This is a genomic window from Ahrensia marina (genome assembly GCF_001293565.1).
GTDB lineage: Bacteria > Pseudomonadota > Alphaproteobacteria > Rhizobiales > Rhizobiaceae > Ahrensia > Ahrensia marina.
In genome coordinates, this window is the sequence record NZ_JXMU01000014.1 from 1 (window position 1) to 24,629 (window position 24,629).

At 51.4% G+C, this 24,629-nt stretch carries 22 protein-coding genes; 7 read left to right on the plus strand and 15 right to left on the minus strand.

Annotated features, from left to right (window positions below; translation table 11 throughout):
• Positions 1-27: 27 nt before the first annotated feature.
• Complete coding sequence (locus SU32_RS10100) at positions 28-1,005, minus strand: aldo/keto reductase (protein ID WP_245625520.1); 978 nt, start codon at positions 1,003-1,005, stop codon at positions 28-30.
• Positions 1,005-2,117, minus strand: a complete 1,113-nt coding sequence (locus SU32_RS10105) for a mannitol dehydrogenase family protein (protein ID WP_053999357.1) — start codon at positions 2,115-2,117, stop codon at positions 1,005-1,007. Before SU32_RS10105 ends, SU32_RS10100 begins: the two co-directional genes overlap by 1 nt.
• A 253-nt stretch (positions 2,118-2,370) precedes the next feature.
• On the opposite strand from SU32_RS10105, the gene SU32_RS10110 reads away from it, so the two are divergent.
• Complete coding sequence (locus SU32_RS10110; RefSeq protein ID WP_053999244.1) at positions 2,371-3,465, plus strand: GGDEF domain-containing protein; 1,095 nt, start codon at positions 2,371-2,373, stop codon at positions 3,463-3,465.
• A 129-nt stretch (positions 3,466-3,594) separates the two neighbouring features.
• A complete protein-coding gene (locus SU32_RS10115; RefSeq protein WP_053999245.1) occupies positions 3,595-3,882 on the plus strand; it encodes a hypothetical protein in 288 nt (95 codons plus the stop codon).
• A gap of 11 nt (positions 3,883-3,893) precedes the next feature.
• Here SU32_RS10115 and SU32_RS10120 read toward each other — a convergent pair whose 3' ends face one another.
• From SU32_RS10120 to SU32_RS10150, 7 genes are all read right to left on the minus strand, one after another.
• The gene (locus tag SU32_RS10120; RefSeq protein WP_053999246.1) at positions 3,894-5,027 is read right to left on the minus strand and encodes a RuBisCO large subunit C-terminal-like domain-containing protein; all 1,134 of its coding nucleotides are present in this window, start codon (positions 5,025-5,027) and stop codon (positions 3,894-3,896) included.
• Complete coding sequence (locus SU32_RS10125) at positions 5,027-6,031, minus strand: transketolase family protein (protein WP_053999358.1); 1,005 nt, start codon at positions 6,029-6,031, stop codon at positions 5,027-5,029. Before SU32_RS10125 ends, SU32_RS10120 begins: the two co-directional genes overlap by 1 nt.
• Positions 6,032-6,085: 54 nt before the next feature.
• A complete protein-coding gene (locus tag SU32_RS10130; protein ID WP_053999247.1) occupies positions 6,086-7,012 on the minus strand; it encodes a transketolase in 927 nt (308 codons plus the stop codon).
• Positions 7,013-7,086: 74 nt separating this feature from the next.
• Entirely contained in the window at positions 7,087-7,530 is a 444-nt protein-coding gene (locus tag SU32_RS10135; RefSeq protein ID WP_053999248.1) for an RbsD/FucU family protein, read from the minus strand.
• A 70-nt stretch (positions 7,531-7,600) separates the two neighbouring features.
• Complete coding sequence (locus tag SU32_RS10140) at positions 7,601-8,644, minus strand: substrate-binding domain-containing protein (protein WP_053999249.1); 1,044 nt, start codon at positions 8,642-8,644, stop codon at positions 7,601-7,603.
• 33 nt (positions 8,645-8,677) lie between these two features.
• Positions 8,678-9,694, minus strand: coding sequence for an ABC transporter permease (locus SU32_RS10145; protein WP_053999250.1), 1,017 nt, complete (start codon positions 9,692-9,694; stop codon positions 8,678-8,680).
• Positions 9,695-9,706: 12 nt separating this feature from the next.
• The gene (locus SU32_RS10150) at positions 9,707-11,206 is read right to left on the minus strand and encodes a sugar ABC transporter ATP-binding protein (protein WP_053999251.1); all 1,500 of its coding nucleotides are present in this window, start codon (positions 11,204-11,206) and stop codon (positions 9,707-9,709) included.
• A 119-nt stretch (positions 11,207-11,325) separates the two neighbouring features.
• On the opposite strand from SU32_RS10150, the gene mtnK reads away from it, so the two are divergent.
• From mtnK to SU32_RS10170, 4 genes are all read left to right on the plus strand, one after another.
• Positions 11,326-12,588, plus strand: a complete 1,263-nt coding sequence (gene mtnK, locus SU32_RS10155; protein ID WP_053999252.1) for an S-methyl-5-thioribose kinase — start codon at positions 11,326-11,328, stop codon at positions 12,586-12,588.
• The gene (gene mtnA / locus SU32_RS10160) at positions 12,585-13,709 is read left to right on the plus strand and encodes an S-methyl-5-thioribose-1-phosphate isomerase (RefSeq protein ID WP_053999253.1); all 1,125 of its coding nucleotides are present in this window, start codon (positions 12,585-12,587) and stop codon (positions 13,707-13,709) included. Before mtnK ends, mtnA begins: the two co-directional genes overlap by 4 nt.
• 1 nt (position 13,710) lies before the next feature.
• On the plus strand, positions 13,711-14,685 hold the full coding sequence (locus SU32_RS10165) for a sugar-binding transcriptional regulator (RefSeq protein ID WP_053999254.1): 975 nt from the start codon (positions 13,711-13,713) through the stop codon (positions 14,683-14,685).
• A 71-nt stretch (positions 14,686-14,756) separates the two neighbouring features.
• The gene (locus SU32_RS10170; RefSeq protein WP_053999255.1) at positions 14,757-16,814 is read left to right on the plus strand and encodes a bifunctional aldolase/short-chain dehydrogenase; all 2,058 of its coding nucleotides are present in this window, start codon (positions 14,757-14,759) and stop codon (positions 16,812-16,814) included.
• A gap of 50 nt (positions 16,815-16,864) precedes the next feature.
• On the opposite strand, the gene SU32_RS10175 is transcribed toward SU32_RS10170, so the two are convergent.
• The gene (locus SU32_RS10175) at positions 16,865-17,725 is read right to left on the minus strand and encodes a DMT family transporter (RefSeq protein ID WP_053999256.1); all 861 of its coding nucleotides are present in this window, start codon (positions 17,723-17,725) and stop codon (positions 16,865-16,867) included.
• A gap of 136 nt (positions 17,726-17,861) precedes the next feature.
• Between SU32_RS10175 and SU32_RS10180 the strand changes: the two genes are divergently transcribed.
• The gene (locus SU32_RS10180; protein WP_053999257.1) at positions 17,862-19,250 is read left to right on the plus strand and encodes an aminotransferase-like domain-containing protein; all 1,389 of its coding nucleotides are present in this window, start codon (positions 17,862-17,864) and stop codon (positions 19,248-19,250) included.
• A gap of 21 nt (positions 19,251-19,271) precedes the next feature.
• Here the strand turns inward: SU32_RS10180 and SU32_RS10185 are convergent, their stop codons facing one another.
• From SU32_RS10185 to SU32_RS10205, 5 genes are read right to left on the minus strand one after another with little or no spacing between them, the layout of a single operon-like run.
• Positions 19,272-20,180 carry a carbohydrate kinase family protein gene (locus tag SU32_RS10185; protein WP_053999258.1) on the minus strand — a complete coding sequence of 303 codons (909 nt, stop codon included), beginning with the start codon at positions 20,178-20,180 and terminating at the stop codon, positions 19,272-19,274.
• Entirely contained in the window at positions 20,177-21,232 is a 1,056-nt protein-coding gene (locus SU32_RS10190; protein ID WP_053999259.1) for an ABC transporter ATP-binding protein, read from the minus strand. Before SU32_RS10190 ends, SU32_RS10185 begins: the two co-directional genes overlap by 4 nt.
• A 3-nt stretch (positions 21,233-21,235) precedes the next feature.
• Positions 21,236-22,720 carry an argininosuccinate lyase gene (argH, locus tag SU32_RS10195; RefSeq protein WP_053999260.1) on the minus strand — a complete coding sequence of 495 codons (1,485 nt, stop codon included), beginning with the start codon at positions 22,718-22,720 and terminating at the stop codon, positions 21,236-21,238.
• Positions 22,721-22,775: 55 nt separating this feature from the next.
• The gene (locus tag SU32_RS10200; protein ID WP_053999261.1) at positions 22,776-23,663 is read right to left on the minus strand and encodes a carbohydrate ABC transporter permease; all 888 of its coding nucleotides are present in this window, start codon (positions 23,661-23,663) and stop codon (positions 22,776-22,778) included.
• Positions 23,663-24,556 (minus strand): carbohydrate ABC transporter permease, encoded by an 894-nt coding sequence (locus SU32_RS10205; RefSeq protein ID WP_053999262.1) that lies wholly within the window; start codon positions 24,554-24,556, stop codon positions 23,663-23,665. The genes SU32_RS10200 and SU32_RS10205 overlap by 1 nt, the downstream gene beginning before the upstream one ends.
• Positions 24,557-24,629: the final 73 nt, after the last annotated feature.

Consider the following 24,629-nt stretch of genomic DNA (forward strand, 5'->3'; position numbering starts at 1 on the left):
TGCGATTCAGTGAAAAGCAGACACGCTCTAACTTGTCACGAACGCGCGTGCCGCATCAGTAAGATCAATCTGAGCCGCATCGAGATTGCGCTGCAATGACCGAACCTTACCGGTACCGAGCAACACCGAACAAGCTGCCGGATGATTCAAGCCGAACTGCAATGCGGCCTCAGCCAGTGTCAGCCCAACCTCTTGCGCCTTTTCCTGAAGAATATTGACACGGCCGACAATCTCTTCCGATGCAGGACTATAATCAAACCACGCCCCCGGCACCGGACCGGTGGCCAGAATACCGGAATTAAAAATACCGCCCAGCACAAGACTTGTTTGCTGCTCTTCACACAATGCCAGCAGCCCTTCTTCGGCTTGCCTATCCAGCAATGTGAGACGCCCTGCCAGCAAGATCACATCAAGCGGCGTTTCCTTCATCACATCAATACAAACCTGCGATTCATTGACCCCCAAGCCGATGGCACCGATACGGCCCGATTGTTTAAGATCATGCAGCGCGCCGATGCCAGAGCCGAGCAAGTCATTCATATGCCGCGCACCGTCTTTAGCGCCGTGCGTTAAATCGCCGATATCATGGACGTAAATAATATCGACGCGAGACGTCCCCAATCGTTCGCAGCTATTCTCGAAACTCTCGCGAATACCGTCCGCACAATAGTCGTAGCGCACATTATTTGGCAGAGGCTGCACAAATCCGTCCGCTTCTTCCATTGGCTCACCGGCCGATAAAACGCGGCCCACCTTGGTGGAAATAACGTAATCATCACGCTGTTTGTCTTTAAAGAATTGCCCCATGCGCTGTTCTGACAAGCCGCGCCCGTAATGAGGGGCCGTATCAAAATACCGGATACCGGACTGCCATGCATAATCCAGCACGGCAGACGCATCGTCATCACTGACTATTCCGCCCAGATTACCGATACTCGCGCCGCCAAAAGACAACGAAGTTACTGAAATGCCCGTCTTGCCAACAGGTTTGGTTTCAATCTTCATTATGCTGCCTCCCGATTACGGATAACGATATTTTGTAGAATTGGTTTGTCAGAATGGTCGCCCTTTTCTGCTGCCCAATCGAGCATGGCCCTTATCCGGCGCTGCACCTTCTGCTGGTGGTTCTGAGCGATATCAGCAATTTTGTGATCCAGAAACGGATTGGCAAAACGGTCCATTGTGACCGGAACATAGGCGTCGAATTTTTCTTCAAGTCCCGCAGCGCAAAAAGCCGGTCTTACTTCCTCGGCCAGCACTTTTTTCAAAGCGGTAAGTTCTTGCTCATCATCCATCAAGTGGCGCACAAGCACATCAGCAGCACCGTTCGAAGCAAGCCAACGGTCTGCAAAGAAGCTGTGCCCCAGATTAAGCACAAACAATTTAAGCGCTTCGATTTCATCAAGCGACTCGACAATTTTAATGCCTTCATGCTCGCACGGCACTTTCAAACCTGGCTGGTTTTCAATCGCCCATAAAGCATAGGGTTCGGCTACGGCACCTGCCGGTTCAAGCGGCTCGGAGACAATTCTGTCCACCAGTGAGTTGACCCAGATCACCTCTTTTTCAAGATATTGCTTGAATGCTGCACTATCATTTTGCGCGATTTCGGCCACGCGCTGTTTCAGCACAGCGCCGTTTTCAGCAATCAACTCCATCGGCATAATCTGGATTGGTTTTCTATTGGCTTCAAAGCGCAAGCGCAGCAGATGGGTTAGTTTTGCAGGATAAGACATTGCCTGATCAAACGCCCTGTCCATATCGCATAGCTGCGGGGCAAAGCCTTTATCGCCGGTATTGGATAAAACAAATTCGACCTCTTCGACAAAAACCCGCGCTACTTCCTGCCAGTCGACCGCTGTCGTCAATGCGCGCGCGACACTGCGCACCTTGATTGTTTCCTGTACTTTTTTCCCCTCATCAAGCCCCTCCACGCGCACTGGATAAGACCCGACCAGTCCTTCAAGCCGTTTTGAACGCGACGGATCGCCGGAGCTTTGCACAATTGTGATCGGGCCGGCATTTTGCCCGCGATCCATAGCCTGAGAGACAAAAAGGTCGACATGCGCTTGCAGAAATCGGCTCGTTCCAAACTGTAAAATCGGCGTGGGGTGCATCGTGCAAAGTTCCTTAATGCCTGCGGCGGGATATATATCTATAATGTTTTTAATAATACAAAACATTCCAAGTCAAGCAATCATCGCCTCTATCAATTCTTGAAAGAAGAATGCGCAAAGCACTAACCATTAAAATTTGTATTGATACATTTACCGGGCGTTAAGGCTAGCACCACTCACTTTCAATTTTACAGATTCCATTAACAAAGCCCCGCTAGTTTCGCCGCAGACAAAACAATGGGGCACATGGTTTATGTTTGAAACTGAATTGATAGTAGCATTTGTTCAGGCAGCCGGCACAATGGCGCTGACTGCACTGGCGTTCGGAATCATCATTCGCACGGCATTTTCGCCTGTACAAAAATCGATGATAATCGGGGTATTATTTTCTTTTGCCGCGATATTCGCCATGCTAACGCCTGTCGAATTTGCACCCGGCATCATTATCGATGGCCGCGGCATCATGGTCGGACTTGGGGCTGCCTTTGGCGGGATACCCGCAGCTATAATCGTTTCAATGTCAACCGGCGCAGCGCGTCTTTATATCGGCGGCAACGGGGCGATAGCGGGCACTGTCGGTATTTTGCTTGCGGCAGCGTTGGGCTTGATCTGGATGAAGATGAGCGCGTGTAACAAGCGCCCGAAATTCCAACATCTTCTTTTTGGCGGCGCCTTTATCTCGCTCCAGTTTTTCGCTGTATATCTTCTTCCCATTGAACTGGCGAATAAACTTGTGATGAGTGTTTACCCGATATTGCTACCGGCCTACATCACATCGGCAGTCGTACTTGGCACACTTATTGAGCGCGAACGCAAACTCATTGAATCTGCACGCAAACTGGAAGCAGCGGCCAATACGGATGCATTGACAGGGTTGATGAACCGCCGCGGACTTGAAATTTCCATTGCCAGCACACAACAGAATTCAGGCAAGGTTGATTCCGTCGTCGTTTTCGACCTAGACCATTTCAAATCCGTCAATGACAAATACGGCCATGAAGGCGGCGATCAGGCTCTGGTCTCATTTGCGACCATTTTGAAACTCAATGCGCGTGAAACAGATGTTGCTGTGCGTATTGGCGGAGAGGAATTTGCCTTGTTTCTACGCGATACAACCGCCAAGCAGGCTGCGACAATTACCAAACGTATTTTGCAAAGCGTGAGAACAACACCTATCCACTCTAATGGACGCAGCTTCCCCGTAACGGTCAGCGCCGGTGTTTCTCAATTCTGGGCAAAAGACACCGCATATTGGCAGGCAATCCGTGAAGCCGACCAAGCATTGTATCAAGCCAAGAATAATGGTCGCGATCAAATGGTTCAGGCGACAGATTTAGTCGCCGCATAAATTATCGGTCTGCTGTTTGCGCAAAAAGCTGTGTGTAGAAGTACAGCGCCTTTGCAAACAACAAAGCTGAATTTTACAAAAGAATGACCACGCAATTCAACATGACATTCTTTTGCCAAAACCAGTGCCATGACCAGTTTTCCCAAACTACGCGCCTATATTGACCAGCTGACTAACAGCGATCATGTCGACCAGATTATCATCGATCAATATATGCGCGCAGAAGCGCCCGAAGGCGCGGCAGGCGCTGCATTCAAGGCCGCTATGCAGGAAGTTGAAGCGTGGATATTTCCATTGCGCATTTCGGCTGAATTCGGTGATCAGTTCGCGCTTGACCGCGCAAAACTGACCATCAATTCAGCAATTGATGAACTGCAAATGGTCTGTGCGGTTACACCGGATGCAGGCCTTCAATAATCGTAGCGGCTTTAAGAAGCGCTGTTTAAGGCAGCGCTCATTTCCCTGATTGCATCACCGATTTTTGCACCATAGCGCAGCAGTGATCCGCCAACCAGATACACACAATCATCGCCGTAAGTATTATACATTTCCGGCAAGCGATCGATGCTCATTCCACCGCCCGGACTTGGCAGGATTGCCTTGCCGATACCGGTACCGGATTTGCAGGCATCAACAATTTCCAGGCACTGTTCCTTGTTGAAGCCGAACCGGCCGCCATAGTTCGGAAACACGCTGATGTCAGCACCTGCCAAGCGCATAAGATCACCCAGATAGCAGCCGTGAGAGTAGCCGGTATCTTCAGATAAAACAAAAGGTCCGGCGAATGACGGATGGGCCATAATTGGCAGGCCGAAACTGTCATTGCGCGCTAAGCGTTGCATGGCGTCAAAGCCAAACAATCCGGGAATAAGTAGCAAGCCTTGCGCGCCATGTTCTTTGGCATAAAACGCCAGTTCCTCAACCTCATCGCCATGCCCGCCAATATTGGGCAGGTACATCGCTTGACTAGTGTCACCTTTGGCCTTGCGTTCGGCATTGGCTTTTTCAACCGCTTCAGCACAGACAGGAATACGGTCTTTAAACAAGGCGTTTTTCTGGTTTGAAAGCCCGTGATCTTCTTTGATAATGTCCGCGCCGGCCAATGCGGTCTGATAGCAAAGTTCGGCAAGATCCTCGACCGTCGAGCCTTGCGGCTTGATAACGGGGCAAACAAACCCGCCCGATTTCTTGCCAATCACTTTGCGCACGCCATCTGCGCCAAATCGTGGGCCGGGGAAAAGTGAACGCACATCTTCATTGAAAGAAAACTCGATGAGTTTGACGCCTTTCAAAATAGACGCATTGCCAAACATCACATTGAGAAGCTGCGGCAATTCTTCCCCCGCAGCATCGATATGATAGCTTATGCGCGCGCGCCACGTCCTGTCGGTTTCAGCTTCAACAGATTCCACTTTTCCCAGCACGACATCTTCAATGTAACCGGATGGCACGACATCGCGCGGAATCTCTACGGTGTTTTCAAGCGCAATCGCTGCCGCAAAATCATGTGCTTCGCCTTGCGTGTCTGCAAACAGACGATAGGTTACACTGAAGCGGTCCATTACAGCGCCTCGGCTTTGACAAGAGAGTGAACGTCATCAACGCGCGCAGCTTCCATATCTTCTTCAGTGATACCGAATTTCTGCCCCATAATGTCTTCAATGCCGCCGACAAGTGCAAGCGCATCCAAGCCGTAATAACGCATCAGATAAGCGCGCGATCCGCCATGTGCATAAGTGTCTTTTAAGCCCAGACGGACAAGGCGTTTGCCGACACCGGCATCCGCCATTGTTTCGGCAACAAGCGAGCCAATGCCGCCTTCAGTGACATGGTTTTCAATGGTCACAACACCATGCTTGACCGACCCGATATGGTCGAGCAATTGCTTGTGATCAAAAGGTTTGATCGTATGCAGGTGAATGTGACGGATCGATAGTCCGGCCTCTTTGAGTGCAGAGCGCGCACGCATGGCCTCTTCTGTCGTAATGCCCGATGTGACAACCAGAATGTCATCACCTTCTGACAGCACACGCATTTCACCCACTTTAATCGGCGTATCAAACAGACGCGGAACAGAACCGCGCAACACACGGCACCAGACAGGACCGTCGATTGAATCTGCGGCTTCACAAATACTTTCCACCTCGGTTGCATCGCCTGTTTCCAATATCGTCATGTTCGGAATGGAGCGCATCACCGAAATATCTTCGATAGACTGGTGAGTCATACCACCCGGCGTTGTGATGCCCGGTAAAAAGCCCATCAAACGCACCTTGCGCCGCGGATAGGCAATCGAGGCCATAAGCTGGTCATAGGGGCGTCGATACATAAACACACCGAACGTATGAATGAACGGACGGAAACCGGCCAGACCAAGCCCGCCGGCAAAACTCATCATATTTTGCTCTGCCATACCCAGCGACAGGAATTGATCAGGGTGCCGGTCACGGAAACCATCGACTTCACATGATGATGTCAGATCGGCTGAAAGACATAAAATTTCCGGCTTGCCGACTGCGAACTTTTCAAAAGCAGACGCATAAGGGCGTGATACCATTTCTACCATAATAGGCTCCATCTTGCGTATGCTCCAAACAGGAGCGCACACGCATCAGTAAAATCAGTGACTGTAATCGATCGGCTCAACGCCCAGATCTTTAGCAATTGAAACATTCATGCGGGCGCGCTCGTCCTCGGATTTAAAGCGCACATAATGAAGCCGCGGAAAACGTTCTTCCAAAATCGGCATCGAATGAAACGGATTTGTATTGGCCAGAATGATGAGCGGCTTGCCCTCATGCGGTTCTTTGACCGCATCACGCATGGCGTTGATATCATGGCCGTCAATTTCGACACAGACAGCACCGAAGTTCTGGAATTTGGTTTTAATATCCCCCACTTCCATCACGCTGTCCATGGCGCCATCGCATTGCTGCTTATTCACATCCATGATCGCATAAAGGTTATCAATGCCGTGGAAGCTTGCGGCCTGAACCGCTTCCCATGTCTGGCCTTCCTGCACTTCACCATCGGACATATAGACCCATGTCCGGCCCGGCTCGCCTTTGAGTTTGCGGCCATAGGCAAGCCCCGCGCCTGTCGACAGACCTATGCCCAATGTGCCGTTGTGAACTTCCATACCCGGTGAATGTTCCGCACCAATCATCTCAACCGACGAGCCGTCCTTGTTGAACATCTCCAGCCCTTCAGGCGCCATGCGTCCCACCTCAATAAGGGTGGCATAGGCAACCAGAGCGTAATGCGCCGGCGCTATGAAAAGACGGTCATATTGCGGCTCGAACGGACCGTTATAACCCGCGCCAGTATGATAATCAGGATTATCAGCCGAAGGCACACCTTCAAACGGTTTCGGGATCATCGGCAGGGTTGGATCACCCAGCTTCAGCTCTTCATTGTACAGCCAGGCCAGTTGCTCGCCCGCCGAACAGGCTTGAGACAAATATCCGCCATTATTGCGCATGGAATGCTCAAAAACGCGGCGCCTGATGCCCAGTGCAACTTCTTCAGATGTTTTCTTATTGCGCATAGTTCAGCCCTCTTCTCGCAATTCGGCACCCCGAATTACATGGATATAAATTCATGATGGTTTTGACCGTATTCTTAAAAAATCACGCCCTTGCGAAGCAGAAAGCATCCGAAAGGACGCGCTTCACCTGTCTGGACAACAGCGAATGCCATCTTTGATCTTTTGTAAAATTCTTGTCGCTCAATCGAGCCAAATCTGTTTTCGTTGCCGGGAATATTATTCAGCACATTGGCGACTTCCTGATGCACTGGGCCAAATTCATCCGGCGCATTGTCAATTTCCATGCGAAGCGCAGAATGGTCGACAAAAGAGTCGAGCGGCATAATGCCGGTAATTACTTCAATACACTTCACGGCATCAATACCGAGCAAATCAATCGGCTTGTCCACTTGGCAATGTGCGGCGGTCGATGCCGCTGGAAAATTTGCATCCACAATGGCGATTTCATCACCATGCCCCATGCTTGCCAGTACAAAAAGCAACTCCGGCGATATACGCCCGTCTATGCCAATTAACATTGTCCAGTTTCCGTATGGTTGGCCAAGGCCATAAGCGGCCTTGGCTATTTTTATTTACCTCAGCAAAGGATTAGCGCTTTGGAAGTGGAATCCAGTCCGCAACAGAAACATCAGCATGTTGGAACTGGGGCATTTTAGAACCTAGATCGTCCATGTTTTTGATGTCGTTTTCGTTCAGGAAATCTTGTGTAATCAATGTAGGTGGAACGATCACAGACGCGCCCGGATTTTCACCGGCCAGCATCAGCGCCAATGTGCGCACAGATACTTCACCAACCACGGCAGGGTTTGTTGCAACCGTTGCAACCCACGCAGAACCCGGTTCGCGCATAGCAGAGATATCCGCAGTCGAAACGTCCGCTGAATAGATGTCGATGTCATCTGTCAGACCGGCTTCATCAACCGCAATTTTCACACCTTTTGCAAATTCGTCATAAGGCGCAAAGACAACGTTGATATTCGGGTTTGCCTGCAAGACGGAGCGTGCCTGGTTGGCAACCGAGTTTGCAATCGGGTTATCCATAGTGCCGAACATGGCAGCTTCTGTAATGCCCGGATTAGCTTCCTTGACTTCTTTCCAAGCGACATCGCGGCGATCAAGCGGCGCGATACCAGGCACATAAACATAGCCCGCTGTGAATTCGGTGCCGTTGTCTTCAATTGCCTGATCTAGCGCTAATTTGCCAAGCTGGTAGTCTGACTGTTCGACTTGCGGAATAGCCTCGTTTTCAACATTCACGTCAAAAGCGACAACTTTGATGCCTGCATCAACAGCGCGCTGCGCTGCTTCCTTCATCGACTCTGTAAGGCCGTGCTGGATGATAATGCCATTCACACCAAGTGAAATCGCCTGATCAACCATGTCCGCCTGAAGCGCCGCATCCTGACGGCTGTCAAAGACACGAAGGTCAACGCCAAGAGCCTCTGCCTGAGTTTCAACACCTGACAGATAGGATTGGAAAAAGTCACCGGTCGACAGATAGCGCACGAGCGCAATCTTAACATCGCCCGGCTTGTCGAATGGTGCCGGCATATCAGCGGCAAACGCTGATGCGCCAATGGCAAGTACCGATACTCCGGCACCAATTAGTTTCAACATTTGTCTTCTCAGCATATCAAATCCTCCCATGGGTTTATCTGAGTGTTCCTAAGCTTTACGAGCCGCCGAACTTTTCGACGAAAGATAGAAAGTGAATACGAGCGCGCAGACCAGAACGGCGCCCTTAACGAAATCTTGGGTGTAGTAAGGTGCGTTCAGCATTGTCATGCCCTGCAAAAGAATGCCGACAAAAAGAGCACCGATAGCCGTGCCAAAAGCATTGGGTCGTGCAGCACCAAGAACAGCAAAACCGATCAATGCGGCAGCGACGCTGTCGAGCAGCAAATTGTTGCCCGACGCGATGTCCCCACGGCCCAAACGCGCAGCAAGCAAGATGCCGCCGATAGAAGCCGTTACGCCGGAGATCACATAGGCCATGATCTTGTAGCGGTGCACATTGGCACCCACCAGTTCAGCCGCGCGCTGGTTTGAGCCAATCGCATACATCAAACGGCCATGACGGGTATATTCAAGGAAAATCCAGACCGCCAATGCAACCAGCAGGAAGATCACAACAGGAACCGGCACAAGACGTTCCAGAACCAAATCGAAACGGTGCCTGCCAAGCCAAAGGAAAGCGGCAGAAAATGTGCCTTCCGCTGTGCTTCCGTCTGCAAGGCTCATACCCGTTGCAATTGAATTGCCTTGTGTGGGAATACGCTGCAGACCGATGAGCAGGAACATCATGCCCAAAGTTGCCAGCAGATCCGGCACTTTCATTTTAACAATCAGCAGCCCGTTCACCAGACCGACAACAGCGCCCATAACCAGACATAAAAGAACGGCAACATAGGCAGGCTGTTCAAGCACAACCATCGAATAGGCTGAAAGCATCAATGCCGAGGTTGCCACAGAACCGATGGACAGATCAAAGCCATCGACAACCAGCGTACATGTAACGCCGAGCGCCAAAATACCCGTAATCGCAACCGATTGGAAAACGAAAACAGCCGAACGCGCACTAAAAAAGCCCGTTGCTGCAAGGCTGAAATAGACCGACAGTCCGATCAATAGAATAATAAAGCCATACCGTATGGCAAATGACCGCAAGTCTTCATTGCGCATTAGTGTCGTTCCTCATGCAGCTTTTTCGCCTGTGATTTGTGCAACCAGGGCGCCCAGATTTATATTTTGATTGGTGTGTTCCCCAACAATGTTTCCTTCATTGAGAACAACAATTCTGTCAGCAATTTCAATTGCTTCATCGATTTCAGCAACAAATACTATGGTTGTACGCTTGGCCGCGGTTTCGCGGATATGGCGTCCAATGTCGCGGCGTGCGCCAATATCAACCCCCTGAAACGGCTCATCCAGCAGCAACACACGGCTTGGTTTTAACAGCCAGCGGCCAATCATGACTTTCTGCTGATTGCCGCCGGAAAGCGTGCCGATTGAATCTTCCTCAGACTGGCAAACAACCCCGATCTGGCTGATCATTTCAGTTGCCGCACGGCGTTGTTGACGCCCGTTAATGAAAGAAAAATGACTGAAGGCACGCAAGAACGGCAGGCTCATATTGTCTGAAATATTGAACGCGCCGACGACAGCATTATTGCCCCGGTCTTTTGGCGACATGAAGACGCCTGCATCAATCGCAGCGCTTGCATTTGCCGGATTGTACGGCTTGCCGTCAATTTTCATGGTGCCGCTTGCAGGCTTTCGCAAACCGAAAATGATATCTGCCAACTGGCTTTTGCCGCTGCCAAGCAAACCGGTTACCGCAATAACCTCACCTTCATTCGCCGTCAGATCAAATGCCGGCCAATTGCTTTTAAGCGACAGGTTTTCAATTTGAAGCACCGGTGCGTTAGACACTTTCGGCACAATATTCACTTCGGTCATTTTGTGACCGAGCATCGCTGTAACAGCGCCTTCGTAATCAAGATTATCCTGCTCGAAGACGCCTGAAACCTGTCCGTCGCGCATGGAAATAATACGATTGGCAACCCGTCTGATATCCGACATGCGATGCGAAATATAAAGAACCGCAACGCCTTGATCGCGCAGCCGGTCAATCAAAGCAAAAAGACGGTCTGCCTCCGACGCTGAAAGCGAAGATGTCGGCTCATCCAAAATCAAAACTTTCGGCGAGTGGGCCATCGCGCGTGCAATAGCAATCATCTGCCGGTCCGCGACACCAAGGTCGCTCACCCGAACCCGCACGTCCATTTTCAGGCCCATAGACTTGGCAATTTCTTTGGCCTGCTCGCGCAGCACTCTGTCGCGCACAAAGGTTTTGGCATCCGCTTTTGTCAACTGGTCCAACATTAAGTTGGTTGCAACATCCAGATCTGGAATAACGCCATCATCGATATTCTGGTGAACAGCCACCACACCTTGTGACAAAGCTTCAGCAGCCGTTGCCGGCGCATAGGACGCCCCGCCAAGATTCATATCACCTGCATCCACCGAATGAATGCCGCAGATAGCCTTGACCAAAGTCGACTTACCGGCACCATTAGCACCCATAAGAACCGTCACAGAGCCGGCATTCAACGCAAGGTCGATCCCTTTCAAAACTTCGTTTCTGCCGAAGCTTTTGCGCACGCCTTCAATTGTTAGAACGGTTGTTGTCATTGCTCCTCCCAGAGCACCGATGGTGTATTTTGAAGCGCTATCGTGACTCTTATTTATTCTTATGTCAACAGCCTTGACAATTGACTATTTTTATTTTCTTTAAAGGGCAGGAGGTACCCATGGAAAAGGCTAGCAATTATCAGGAGCTATCGGTTGAAACGATTGCGTCACGGCTTAAAACCATAGATGCAGTCACGGACCGGATAGGCATTGACGGGTCAAAATGGCAGGTAAAAGAGGTTGGTGACGGCAACCTGAATCTGGTGTTTATTGTGGAGGCACCTGACGCAACCCTGATCGTAAAACAGGCCCTGCCCTATGTGCGCCTTGTCGGCGATTCATGGCCATTGCCTCTTTACCGCGCCTATTACGAGCATGAAGCATTGGTGCGCCAGCAGCAACGTGCGCCGGGCATGGTGCCTGAAATCTTCCATTTTGATAATGAGCAGGCGCTTATTATTATGGAGTTTCTCCAGCCCCATGTCATTTTGCGTGGCAAATTGATCGCCGGTGAAAAAGTCGCCAACCTGTCTGAAACAATGGGTAAATTCTGCGCGCGCACAGCATTTCGCGGCTCAGAATTGTCGATGAAAAGCGCTGATAAAAAAGCCGATGTCGGTCTTTTTTCCGGCAATGTCGAAATTCCGGCCATTACAGAAGCATTGGTCTTTACCGACCCTTATTATGATGCGGAAATGAACCATTTCACGCCTGAGCTTGACGGCATCGTCAAGAAGCTTCGCGGCGATGTGGCTCTTAAAGCCCGCGTTCAAAAAATGCTGATGAAATTCGCCTCCAACACTGAAACAATGGTTCATGGCGATTTGCATTCCGGCTCGATCATGTCCACCGACAGCGACAACCGCGTTATCGACCCGGAGTTCGCGCAATACGGCCCTATGGGTTTTGATATCGGCATGCTGACGGCCAATTTCCTTATGGCCTATTTCAGCCAGCCCGGCCATCGCAGCCAGGATGATCTGAAAGACTATCAAAGCTGGATACTGACAACGATCACCGAGATATTCGAACATTTCTATGCCGAGTTCCGTCATTTATGGCAGACTGAACGAACCGGTATGCTTTATCCCGCTTCACTGTTTGAAGATCAGGGACACGCATCAGACGCAGCCTGTGACGATGTGCTTGAGCATATCTTTGAAGACGCGATTGCGATCTGCGGCATCGAGATGCACCGGCGCGTTTTGTCTCTGGCCCACAATGCAGATTTCGAGACCATCGAAGACACGGCAGTAAGAGCGCCTTTGGAAGCGCGGAACATCATGATGGGCGCGAAACTCATTTTGAATGCCGAGAACATTAAGGACATCGAATCCCTAACGACGATGGCCGAACAGTTTAACACAGGAGACTACCTATGAAGGTAAACGGAAAACACTACCGCTCGCTGTGGTGGAACGCTGAAAATGACGTTTTAGAAATTATCGACCAACGATGGTTGCCGCATGATTTCAGAACACAAACGGTCGGCACGATGGAAGAGTTTGCCGACGCTATTGTGGAAATGCGTGTGCGCGGCGCGCCGCTCATTGGCGCAACAGCAGCCTATGCAATGGCACTGGCTATGAAAATAGACCCGTCCAATGACCATCTTGAAAAGTCATGGCAATATTTCAACGCAACACGCCCGACAGCGGTCAATTTACGGTGGGCACTGGACCGCTGCAAAAATGTGCTGCTGCCGCTTTCTGAAGATCAGCGCGCAGATGCAGCGCTGGAACTGGCGCATGAGATTGCCGATGAGGATGTCGAGATCAATGCGCAGATCGGCAAGCACGGTCTGGCAATCATTCAGGAAATCGCCAAATCTAAAAAACCGGGCGAGACAATCAACATCCTGACCCACTGTAATGCGGGCTGGCTTGCAACCGTTGACTGGGGCACAGCGACAAGCCCGATGTATCAGGCCCATGATGCAGGCATTCCTATCCATGTCTGGGTGGATGAAACACGGCCGCGCAATCAGGGCGCGCTCACCTCTTGGGAGCTGGGCAGTCACGGCGTGCCGCACACCTATATCGTTGATAATGCCGGTGGCCATCTCATGCAGCATGGCATGGTCGATCTTGTGATTGTCGGCACTGACAGAACAACCAGCCGCGGCGATGTGTGTAATAAAATCGGCACCTATCTCAAGGCATTGGCGGCCAAAGCAAACAATGTTCCTTTCTATGTCGCACTGCCGTCGCCAACGATTGACTGGACAATTGCAGACGGTGTGGCCGATATTCCGATCGAAGAACGCAACGCACAAGAAACAACCCATATTCAGGGGCTTATGCCGGATGGATGCATTCAGACGGTGCAGGTCACGCCGGAAGGAACACCGGGCGGCAATCCGGCCTTTGATGTGACGCCGAACAATCTTGTCACAGGCTTGATTACGGAACGGGGCGTGACACCGGCAACAACAGAAGGGCTGCAATCGATGTTCCCTGAGTTTGCACAGCCGGCAGCAACGGCCATGAAGGCAGGAGGCTAATTTGCCTGACAGTAAGCCCCGCGCAAATGATGACATTCGCCTTGATCGCCAGGAACGGGCGATCTTGGATGCAACATGGTGTTATTATCACGAGGGGCTTAACCAGAACGAGATTGCCACCAAGCTCGATATTTCCAGAGCGTCGGTCGTCAATTATCTTTCCGAGGCGCGCAAGCGCGGCTACATCCGCATCTCTCTTGATCCGGGTATTTTCACCGAGCATGAATTGGCACGCAAAGTTGCCAACACTTTCGGCTTGAAAGAAGTTAGCATCGCGCCCTCCTCCAATGGTTCAAGCGCCGCGCGTGTTGCAAAAATGGCGGCTGATTGGCTGCCGCATCTTTTGACAAAAGGCGACCGACTGGGCGTTGCCTGGGGCGAAACCATTTTTCAGGTATCCGAAGCCGCGCCCAACCAAACCATAGAAGATCTGGAGATTGTCCAGCTTGTTGGTTCAAGACCGGCATCAAAAGGATTTGCAGCCGAAATTTGTTCGGCCATGCTGGCCCGTCAGTTTGGCGCGCATTGCGTCAATCTGCATGTACCGCTTTTGCTTTCCGATAAAAATCTGGTGCAGCAACTTTTGGCCGAGCCTGTGATTGTTGAACAAATGGCCGCCGTGACCAGTTGCAACAAAACCATTTTTGCCTGCGGCACCTGCAACGAAGACAGCCACATTATGAAAACCGGCCTTATGAATTTCGAGCAGATGGAAAAATACAAAGAGCAAGGTGCAACAGGCGTCATCTGCGGACGATTAATCGATGCCGATGGCAACCACATGCCTACAGATGTCGAAGAACGTATGATCGGCATTACACTCGACAAAATGAAAAATAAAGAAATGAGCTTGCTCGTCGGCTCGGGCCAAAAGCGGGTGGCTCCGATGCTGGCTGCCATCCGTGGTGGCTACGCGACTCATCTGGCGACCTGCGATGAAACCGCGATGATGCTTCTCAAAAAAGCCAACGCATAAACCGGCACAGCCGTAAACGCGCGCGCAAATTTTCCTGCGCGCATGACATTTGAATTAAGTGAAAGAAGATAATGCAGAACAATTGGATCGACAGTGACGCGGCAGCCCTTGTTGAAGAACTTGCCAAAAAAGGCGTCAACGAGGATTTGGCCTTAAGAGTTTACACAACCCGCTTGCTGGGCCGTGTACCGCAACTTGTACTCCACGGCGGTGGCAATACATCGGTTAAAACCACAGCCAAAGACATTACCGGTCAGGAATGGGATGTTCTGTGCGTGAAAGGCAGCGGCTGGGACATGGGCGTCATCGAGCCTGAAGGCTTGCCTGCGGTTAAGATCGAACCGTTGCTACGCACGCGCAACTTTGATTCTCTGTCCGATGAAATGATGGTTGAATTACAGCGTTCCAACCTCATCAATTCCAGTTCGCCCAACCCATCGGTTGAAACGCTGCTTCATGCATTTATTCCGCATAAATTCGTCGATCACACCCACTCGACCGGCGTGCTTGCGATCATCGATCAGGAAAATTCCTTCGATCTGGCTCAAGAGATTTTTGGCAAGCGCTTCGGCTTTGTGCCTTACATTATGCCGGGCTTTGATCTAGCCAAAAAAGCCGCCGAAGTTTACAAGCAAAACCCCGATGTCGACGGTTTGATCCTCGATAAGCACGGTATTTTCACTTTCGCCAATGATGCAAAAACCGCTTACGACCTGATGATTGACGCGGTTACTGCTGCTGAAAACTATGTTGAGAAAAACAGGAAATTTACCTCATTTCCAAAAGCAGACTTACCCGCAAACATTGAAGCGCCAGAAAAAGTATTGCCAATCATTCGCGGCGCGGTCGCACATGTTTTGGGCGGCGGCGAATATGAACGTTTTATTTGTGACTATCGCACGAATGATAAAGTCAGGGATTTTGTCGATGCTGCCGATCTGGCCGAGTTTGCCACCAGAGGCATGCCAACACCGGACCTTTCCATTCGGATTAAAAACAAGCCTGTGATCTTACCTGCGCCGGAAGCAGGCAAAATGACAGAGTTTAGCCAAGCGGTTGAACAGGCCGTCGAACAGTTCGTCAAAGATTACACCGCATATTTTAGCGAGCATGACGCCAAGGACGATATCAAGCGCACAATGCTTGACCCGATGCCACGCCTTGCACTCATCCCGGGCTTCGGCCTCGTCGGCTTCGGGCGAACCTACAAGGACGCCAAAATTGCTGGCGATGTCGGTGAAATTTTCATCGAAACAGTATCGGGCGCAGAAGCACACGGCGCATTCAAGCCGGTGGAAATGGGCGAATTGTTCAAACTGGAATATTGGTCGCTGGAACAGGCAAAGCTTGCCACAGCAAAGAAGCGGCCGCTTGATGGACAAGTCGTGCTGGTTACCGGCGGCGCAGGCGCTATCGGCAAAGCAACTTGTGAGGTCTTTGCCGAGCAAGGCGCACAAATCGTTGTTGCCGACCTTGAACAATACAAAGCAGAAGAAGTTGCCGCAGCATTGGGCAACGGCCATCTGGGGCTGGCATGTGATGTCACCGACGCAAAATCGGTCGCGGCTGCCTTTAACAAAGCAAGCACTCAATATGGCGGCTTGGACATTATCGTTTCCAATGCAGGCGCTGCATGGGAAGGCGCAATCGGTGAACTTGATGATGCAACATTGCGCAAGAGTTTCGAGCTAAACTTCTTTAGCCATCAGACAATTTCACAAGCAGCCATTGAAATTTTCAAGGCTCAAGGCACAGGCGGCTGCCTGCTCTATAATACATCGAAACAGGCGATCAATCCGGGGGCGAATTTCGGCGCTTACGGCCTGCCAAAGGCAGCAACACTGTTTCTATCACGTCAATACGCATTGGAATATGGCGCAATCGGCGTGCGCTCGAACGCCGTCAATGCCGACCGCATTCGTTCCGGCCTTTTGGACAATGATATGATTGCAAGCCGCTCTTCTGCCAGAGGGGTCAGCGTCGACGACTATATGGCTGGCAATCTTTTGCAGCAGGAAGTCACCGCACGTGACGTTGCCGAAATTTTCCTGTCACAAGCCTTGGCAAGTAAAACAACCGGTAATGTGGCGACAGTTGATGGCGGTAACATTGCCGCGATTTTGCGCTAGGCGCACATGCAAAAGCTTTGCTCATTAATTTGGGCAAAGCAAAACATTGCTTAAACGAACCGCTTTGCCCCCACCACGCAGAAAACAACCAGCACAGCGATAACAATCATGGATGCTGCTATGGTTTCGCCAAGCAGGACGCCCGCTAAAAGCAGACCGAAAAACGGCTGCAATAATTGCAATTGCCCGACACCGGCAATACCGCCAAGAGCCAGACCGCGATACCAGAATACAAAACCGACCAGCATGCTGAACACCGACACATAGCCCAAACCAACCCAGGCTTGTGCGCTGATATTTTGCACGGTCGCAGGCAGTGTCATCGCCGCGATAATCAACATGACCGGCATGGATAAAACCAAGGCCCATGAAATCACCTGCCAACCACCAAGACGCCGCGAAAGTGTTGCCCCTTCCGCGTAGCCAAGCCCGCACACGATAATTGCCGCGGTCATAAACAGATCACCCTTCAGAGAACCGCCGCTGCCTTGGAAATATGCAAAACCCGCAACCAGAAGACTCCCCGTCATTGAAAACACCCAAAATGCCGGCTTGGGCCGTTCACCACCGCGCAAGACACCGAAGAATGCCGTTGCAAGCGGCAGCAGACCAATAAAAATGATCGAATGCGCTGACGTCACATGTTGAAGCGCCAGCGCAGTCAGCAATGGAAATCCGGCAACGCCCCCTAAAGCAACAATCAGCAAAGAACCAAGATCACTACGCGATGGCTTTTTCTGGCCGAGTGCCCAAAGCAGAAAACCGGCCAGCAAAGCCGCGATAACCGCGCGTGCGGATGTTAAAAATAGTGGGTCAAATCCATCAACGGCAACACGTGTTGCCGGTAAAGAGCCGCTAAATATGATAACGCCCAGCAGGCCGCTGCCCCATCCAACTGTTGATAATTGCATAATCCTATCCCTGAAAAGAAAGAACAGGGATTACCAGAAAGCGTTGACGCGAACAGTGACAAAACAGTACAATTTGATCAAACTGTATGGCAACAAAATACCATACACTTGATCACTCAAGCCGGAGAACTGGTCTATGGCTGGCACCCGCACTGCGCAAATTATGGATGAAATCCGCGAGAGAATTAGCAACCGTACGCTTGTGCCCGATGAAAGGCTGCCCTCCATTCGCAGTTTTGCAGCACGCATGAATGTGTCGCCATCGACAATTGTCGATGCATATGACCGTCTGGCTGGCGAGGGCATTATTCGCTCGCGGCCGGGCTCCGGTTTTTATGTTTGCAGCACGCTGGCACCGCTTGATCTGGCGACATTAGGCCCGAAACTTGACCGCGAGATCGATCCCTTTTGGGTATCGCGCCAATCGCTTGACGCTGAGGCCGAAATGCTGAAACCCGGCTGCGGGTGGCTGCCGCCGGACTGGATGCCCAACGATGCCATTCGCAAAGCCCTTCGCAAGCTTGCCCGCGCTGATGATAATTTACTGTCCGAATATGGCAGCACACGCGGCGCGAGAAACCTTCGCCAATTGCTCGCGCGCCATCTTTCCGACGAAGGCATAACCATCCGGCCGGAGCAGATCATGCTGGCAGTGTCAGGCACACAGGCGATTGATCTGATCTGCCGCTTTCTGCTGCGTCCGGGCGATAGCGTTGTCATCGACGATCCGTGCTATTTCAACTTTCAGGCTTTGCTGAAGGCGCATGATGTGAAGGTGATAAGCGTTCCCTATACTGTGACGGGGCCGGACATAAACCGCTTTTCTGAAGCATTGAGTACGCACAAGCCGCGTTTATATATCACCAATTCAGCCCTGCATAATCCAACGGGCGCAACCATATCGCCGCAAACGGCCCACCGGCTTCTAACCCTTGCCGCGCAGCACGATGTTACCATTGTCGAGGATGATATTTTCTCGGCGTTTGAACCCTCGCCTTCTCCGCGCCTTGCTGCGCTTGACGGTTTGGAACGTGTGATCAGAATCGGTAGTTTTTCCAAAACGCTATCCGCATCCGTCCGGTGCGGATATATTGCGGCGAAGCCCGAGTGGATTGAAGCGTTGGTTGACCTGCAGGTGGCGACCAATTTTGGCGGGCCAAGCCCCATGGCATCGGCATTGCTTTTTCAGGTTTTAAGCGACGGCAGCTACCGCAAACATATGGAAGATGTGCGGCAAAAATTATCAAAGAAGCGTTTGGAAATCGCAACAAAACTGGAGGCGCTGAACATCAAACCCTGGCTGATGCCGCGCGGCGGATTTTACCTTTGGTGCACCCTGCCGGACGGTCTGGATTCAGCGCGGATCGCAAGCGCTGCGCTTGAACAAAATGTCGTGCTTGCTCCCGGCAATGTGTTCAGCCCCTCACAAAACATGGCGCAATTTATGCGCTTTAATGTCAGCCAGATGTCGAACTCGCAAACTTTTCAAACTTTGAAAACCGTCATGCTGGCAGGCAAAGAATAACGTGTGTTCGGCTACCGCTGTTTACTGCGCCGCGCGCATGGTGGCATTGCCAAACTCGGAACGCAGGCGCGAAAGGCCGCCTGTGCCGCCTGCCTGCTGAACAGACGCGCTGCCGCAGCGGTTGCCATTTGCCAGACATTCATCAAGCACCTTGCCCAATAACCAGCTTGATAAAAACCCGCCATTAAAAGCATCGCCTGCACCGGTCGCATCGACAACAGTTGTTTTAACCGTCGGCTCGGATATCCATTTTCCGCCGCGAAGTGCGCGGGCACCATCGCCGCCGCATTTTACAACCGTCAGCGGTACCGCACCTTCTCTAAGACCGGATTCAACCAGATGCGCATATTCGGATTCATTGGGCAAAAAGACATCAATTTTTTCCAGAAGCGGTTGTAGAGAACTGCCCTGTTTCATAAGGGCTTCATCCCAGCCGCAATCGACGGAAATGGTCATTCCGTTATCCCGCGCTTTTTCAACAAGATCAGGATGTTCGATCAGGCTGCGCAGTTCGCCGATATGCAGATGCCTGAACGTACCTTCCGCGATCGAGATATCCGGCAAAGCCGCACCTGTTTTATGACTGAGAAAAGCACGATCATCATCGCCTGTAATCGCAACCGTAATTTGTGGCTTGTCGCCATAGGCGGCAGCTTTGCAATGTGTTGTCGCCACGCCGGATTTTCTGATATCGCGCAGCACAATCGTATCAAAAGGGCTGGCAGGCAATGTGGCCAGAAGGCAGGCCTCCCACCCTAAAGCGTTGAACGCCGCCGCCGTGATATAGGCACCGCCGCCTGCATGCAGTGACACATCATCGCAAAATATCTCCGTGTTCATGGCGGGCATTTTTGGAACGCCGGTAAACACCAGATCGCAATAAAGCCGTCCGGCACACAAGATTGCATTGGAGAGAGCTGGTGAAGTCACTGCACTGCCATTCCCGTTTTTGCATCAAACACATGAAGATTGGCCGGATCGGCTGAAAGCACGACTTTTTCACCCAGCTCCGGCGGCGTTCGTCCGGACGCTTTGGCGATGACCTCACCTGACGGTGTATCAACATAAATCAGCGTCTCCGGTCCAAGCGGTTCCCTGACGGTGACTTTGCCACTAACGATAGGATCGCCCTTACCCACGGTCAAATCATCAGGCCGCACACCCACCATCACATCAAGCGCGCTGTCGCTTTTCCATTTGGTTTTCAGACTAGAGCCCGCGCCGAGTTTAAGGCCTTTGCCATTCAAAGTGCCGGGCAGCATATTCATGGATGGCGCACCGATAAATTGTGCGACAAACGCATTGGCAGGCTGATGATATACCTCCGCCGGTGTGCCGATCTGCTGGATATGGCCGTCTTTCATAATCACGATACGGTCAGCCATTGTCATCGCCTCGACCTGATCGTGCGTAACGAAAACAATCGTATTGCCTACCCTTTGATGAAGCTTTTTGATTTCAAGCCGCATTTGCGTGCGAAGCTGGGCATCAAGGTTCGAGAGCGGTTCATCAAACAGGAACACGGCCGGATCGCGCACCATCGCACGGCCAATCGCCACCCTTTGTCTTTGCCCGCCGGAAAGCGCATTGGGCTTCCTGTCGAGCAGCGGCACCATATCAAGAATGCCCGCCACTTCCAGAATACGCGCCTCTTTTTCTTCCTTGGATAGTTTGGAAGAGCGCAAACCGAACGCGATATTCTTTTTAACCGACATGTGCGGATAAATGGCATAATTCTGGAAAACCATGGCGATATCGCGCTCTTTCGGCTCCAGATTATTCACGGCTTTGTCGCCGATAATCACCTCGCCCGAAGTGACTTCCTCAAGACCGGCAATCATCCGCAATGTCGTTGACTTGCCGCAGCCGGAAGGACCAACAAAAACGATAAATTCACCGTCTGCCACTTCAAGATTGATGCCATGCAACACTTCGGTATTGCCGAAAGCTTTTGTCAGATTTCGCAGTGCGAGATTGGCCATGGGTTAATACTCCAAAAGGGAAATAAAGGCCACATCAAGGTCCGAACCGGCCTTTGACTGGCGATTTTTACGCGTTGCGCATTGATCGGAAACTGCACTTAAAGCGGAGGAATAACCGGCCAGTGCATTTGCAAGCGCTTCGGGCGCAGGGCCGCCGGTTCTATTACGGACTGCAACAAAATTCTCAGGCGATGTCGCCACAGCAAATTGCGCCTCGTTCATTGCCAGATCGCGCTCTGTTTCTTTTCTAAAAGCAGCCGCACAATCAGCAAAGCCTTCGCTAAGCGGTTTGCCCGCCGCAATCACCGCACGCGCTGTTGCCGCCGCAATTTCATGGGCTTGCCGGAAGGAAAGTTTTTCTTCACGCACAAGCGTATCGGCAAGCTCTGTTATGGTGATGCAGGCCGCATCGGTATTGCGCTTCACATTGTCCGCATTGATTGAACAGGCGGGCAAAAATGCCGTCAGTAATTCAAGCACCCGCCCGCCGGATGCAAAGGCTGCGTAGCCTGCCTGCTGCACTTCGCCTTCACTGTCATTCATATCTGTAAACGGCGTATTGTGCATGGTGTTGACCATCATGTCACAGCGTCCGACGGTAACGGATGCAAGGTGACGCATATGCTCGATCGGCACCGGATTGCGCTTTTGCGGCATGATGGAACTGATCTGAACCAGCGAATTTGGTACATAAAGCTGGCCGACCTCAAAGCTGGACCATACACCCATATCCTGAATGACCCGCCCCATATGCAGGAACACCAGTTTCATCGCCGAATACAGTCCGGTGATGTAATCAACCGAAGCGATACAGCCGTAAGAATTGACAAGCGGACCGTCAAATCCAAGCAGGTCAGCCATTTGGTCACGGTCAATCGGAAAGCCTGACGTTGTGATTGCAGCCGCGCCCATCGGGCAATGTTCCAGATTATCGGCCGCCGCATTGAGCCGCTCCATATCGCGGATTAAAACTTCAATGACCGCCGCCAGATAATGGCCAAATGTCGTTGGCTGTGCCGGCTGGCCATGGGTGTAGGCAACAATAAGCGTATCGGCTTCCGCTTCCGCTTTTTTGATCAGCGCGGCGGTAAGCGTTTCCATCTGCTCCAGCAGGCTCGCCGCGCGTGTTCGCAGTGCAAGCTTGAATAGAGTGTGGTCCATATCATTGCGTGAACGCGCGGTGTGCAACATGCCGCCAAGATCACCCAGACGGCTGCGCAATGCGGCTTCAACCACGAAGAAATAATCTTCATACTCGCCTGTATATTGCAGCGCCGCTATGTCCGTTTCCTGCTCGATCTCGTTGAGCGCGCGTGCAATCTTGCCCACCTGCTCAGCTTCAAGAATACCGGTTTGCGAAAGCATAACCAGATGCGCTTTATTGATCGCGGCCATATGCTGCGCATAGTGCTGCTTTACCCCTTCAAAAAGCCGCGCGAGCACCGTTTTTTTGTAGGTAGGATCAGGAAATGTCGTTGTGTCTTTCATAATGTCCTCTGGCGATTTTGCACCGGCTTTTTGAAAACGGTACGCAGTGCAATAATCATCCTTTCAATCCTGCCATCACGACGCCGCGTATGATGAAGCGTTGGAAAATCAGGAATACGATGAGTGTCGGAATTGTGCTGATCGCGGCGCCTGTCATGATCAGTTCCCATGCAACATCAACCTCGTCACCAAAGCCGGACAGGCCAACAGGAATGGTGTACATATCAACCGAATTGGTAACGATCAGTGGCCACAGGAACGCAGTCCAATTGCCAAGGAAAACGAAGATGGCGAGCGCTGCCAAAGCCGGTTTGACGAGCGGCATCGCCACCTTCCACCAGATTTCAAGCTCGTTAAGCCCGTCAATACGCGCCGCTTCGATAAAATCGTCCGGCACACTTTCAAAGAACTGCTTCATCAGAAAAGTGCCAAATGCTGTCATCAAGCCGGGGAACATAATGCCCCAATACGTATCCAGCCACCCGAATGATTGTGACATCAGATACCAAGGAATAACCAGCATTTCGGTCGGAATCATAAGCGTGGATAGGATCGCGATAAACACAAGCTGGCGGCCCGGAAAACGGAACTTGCACAATGTGTACCCGACAAGGCTGTCAAACAGCAGGTTACATATGGTGGTGATCACCGCAATAATCAGCGAGTTGACAAACCACCAGTAAAACCGCCCGTCTTCAAGAACATATGTATAGTTCTCTATTGTCGGCTCTTCGGGAATAAGGTTCACATTGTAAACCTCATGCGGCCATTTCAGCGACGTCGAGATCATGTAAACAATCGGCATGATCATGAGAATACCGCCGGCGAAAAGCAGCAGCCAGCGAATGATCTGACCCAGATTTTTCGGCTTGCCCTTTGGCGCGGCTAACGCGGCATCGGTTGTCGGGCGGATACCTGCAGGAACATCAGGAGCTATGGTCATTATTCACTCCTCAAAAGGCGTAGCTGCAACAGTGAAACGATGAGAAGGATCATGAAAAGAACAACTGTTTGTGCCGCTGCATAGCCCATATTAAAGCCGTTAAACGCGGTGTCATAAATCATCAGAACGAGTGGTTTGGTTGAATTGAGCGGACCGCCCGGATTATTGGTCGTCATGTTGAACACATGATCGAAAATGCGCAGAAAACCGATTGACGAGAACACAACAATGAAAACCATTGTCGGCTTTAACAGCGGCAGGGTAATTTGCGTCAGCACTGTCCACCAGCCGACACCGTCAATTTTCGCGGCTTCATAATAGCTGATCGGAATAGCGCGCAGTCCGGCCATAAAAATAATCACCTGAAAGCCAAGCCCCGCCCATACGGCCGGTGCCAAAACGGCAGGCAAAGCATTGGTTGTCGAATTTAAAAACGAGATTTGCGCGATACCCACACTGGCAAGAAGATTGTTAAACAGACCGATTGGCACGTCCTGATAAAACCAGCGCCACACCCACGCCATGGCAACCGCAGAGGTCATGAACGGGAGGAAGTAAAGCATGCGCAGAAAGCCGTGCATGAAGCGCAATTTATCCAGATGATAGGCAATGATAAAACTCAGGACGAGCGAGACCGGCGTACCGATCAAAAGATAGGCGAATGTGTTCTTGAACACTTTCCAGAATACCGGATCATTCCAGAGCTTGATATAATTATCCAAACCCGTCCATGTGCGCGCGCCAAGCAGGTTCCATTCCTGAAATGAAATAAGAAAGGCCGTGCCGGTCGGGTAGAACCGGATGAGGCCATAAAACAGGACCGGCAATGCAAGGAACGCCCAAGCCCACACGATCTGTTTTTGTTTTATGGTGAGATTTCGATAAAATGTCATCCGGTGTCACCCGCCATGCTGGAAGTGTGCCACCCCCGAAGTTTCAGGGATGGCATAGCTGTGGTTGTTTCGA

What these genes read in the sequence shown, in the direction of transcription:
- SU32_RS10135 (WP_053999248.1), bottom strand. Translation starts at nt 7,530, where the DNA reads ATGTTAATTGGCATAGACGGGCGTATATCGCCGGAGTTGCTTTTTGTA.
- SU32_RS10180 (WP_053999257.1), top strand. Translation starts at nt 17,862, where the DNA reads ATGGCTGGCACCCGCACTGCGCAAATTATGGATGAAATCCGCGAGAGA.
- SU32_RS10100 (WP_245625520.1), bottom strand. Translation starts at nt 1,005, where the DNA reads ATGAAGATTGAAACCAAACCTGTTGGCAAGACGGGCATTTCAGTAACT.
- argH (WP_053999260.1), bottom strand. Translation starts at nt 22,720, where the DNA reads ATGAAAGACACAACGACATTTCCTGATCCTACCTACAAAAAAACGGTG.
- SU32_RS10105 (WP_053999357.1), bottom strand. Translation starts at nt 2,117, where the DNA reads ATGCACCCCACGCCGATTTTACAGTTTGGAACGAGCCGATTTCTGCAA.
- SU32_RS10145 (WP_053999250.1), bottom strand. Translation starts at nt 9,694, where the DNA reads ATGCGCAATGAAGACTTGCGGTCATTTGCCATACGGTATGGCTTTATT.
- SU32_RS10200 (WP_053999261.1), bottom strand. Translation starts at nt 23,663, where the DNA reads ATGACCATAGCTCCTGATGTTCCTGCAGGTATCCGCCCGACAACCGAT.
- SU32_RS10150 (WP_053999251.1), bottom strand. Translation starts at nt 11,206, where the DNA reads ATGACAACAACCGTTCTAACAATTGAAGGCGTGCGCAAAAGCTTCGGC.
- SU32_RS10170 (WP_053999255.1), top strand. Translation starts at nt 14,757, where the DNA reads ATGCAGAACAATTGGATCGACAGTGACGCGGCAGCCCTTGTTGAAGAA.
- SU32_RS10110 (WP_053999244.1), top strand. Translation starts at nt 2,371, where the DNA reads ATGTTTGAAACTGAATTGATAGTAGCATTTGTTCAGGCAGCCGGCACA.
- SU32_RS10175 (WP_053999256.1), bottom strand. Translation starts at nt 17,725, where the DNA reads ATGCAATTATCAACAGTTGGATGGGGCAGCGGCCTGCTGGGCGTTATC.
- SU32_RS10125 (WP_053999358.1), bottom strand. Translation starts at nt 6,031, where the DNA reads ATGGTAGAAATGGTATCACGCCCTTATGCGTCTGCTTTTGAAAAGTTC.
- mtnA (WP_053999253.1), top strand. Translation starts at nt 12,585, where the DNA reads ATGAAGGTAAACGGAAAACACTACCGCTCGCTGTGGTGGAACGCTGAA.
- SU32_RS10120 (WP_053999246.1), bottom strand. Translation starts at nt 5,027, where the DNA reads ATGGACCGCTTCAGTGTAACCTATCGTCTGTTTGCAGACACGCAAGGC.
- SU32_RS10190 (WP_053999259.1), bottom strand. Translation starts at nt 21,232, where the DNA reads ATGGCCAATCTCGCACTGCGAAATCTGACAAAAGCTTTCGGCAATACC.
- mtnK (WP_053999252.1), top strand. Translation starts at nt 11,326, where the DNA reads ATGGAAAAGGCTAGCAATTATCAGGAGCTATCGGTTGAAACGATTGCG.
- SU32_RS10130 (WP_053999247.1), bottom strand. Translation starts at nt 7,012, where the DNA reads ATGCGCAATAAGAAAACATCTGAAGAAGTTGCACTGGGCATCAGGCGC.
- SU32_RS10140 (WP_053999249.1), bottom strand. Translation starts at nt 8,644, where the DNA reads ATGCTGAGAAGACAAATGTTGAAACTAATTGGTGCCGGAGTATCGGTA.
- SU32_RS10115 (WP_053999245.1), top strand. Translation starts at nt 3,595, where the DNA reads ATGACCAGTTTTCCCAAACTACGCGCCTATATTGACCAGCTGACTAAC.
- SU32_RS10205 (WP_053999262.1), bottom strand. Translation starts at nt 24,556, where the DNA reads ATGACATTTTATCGAAATCTCACCATAAAACAAAAACAGATCGTGTGG.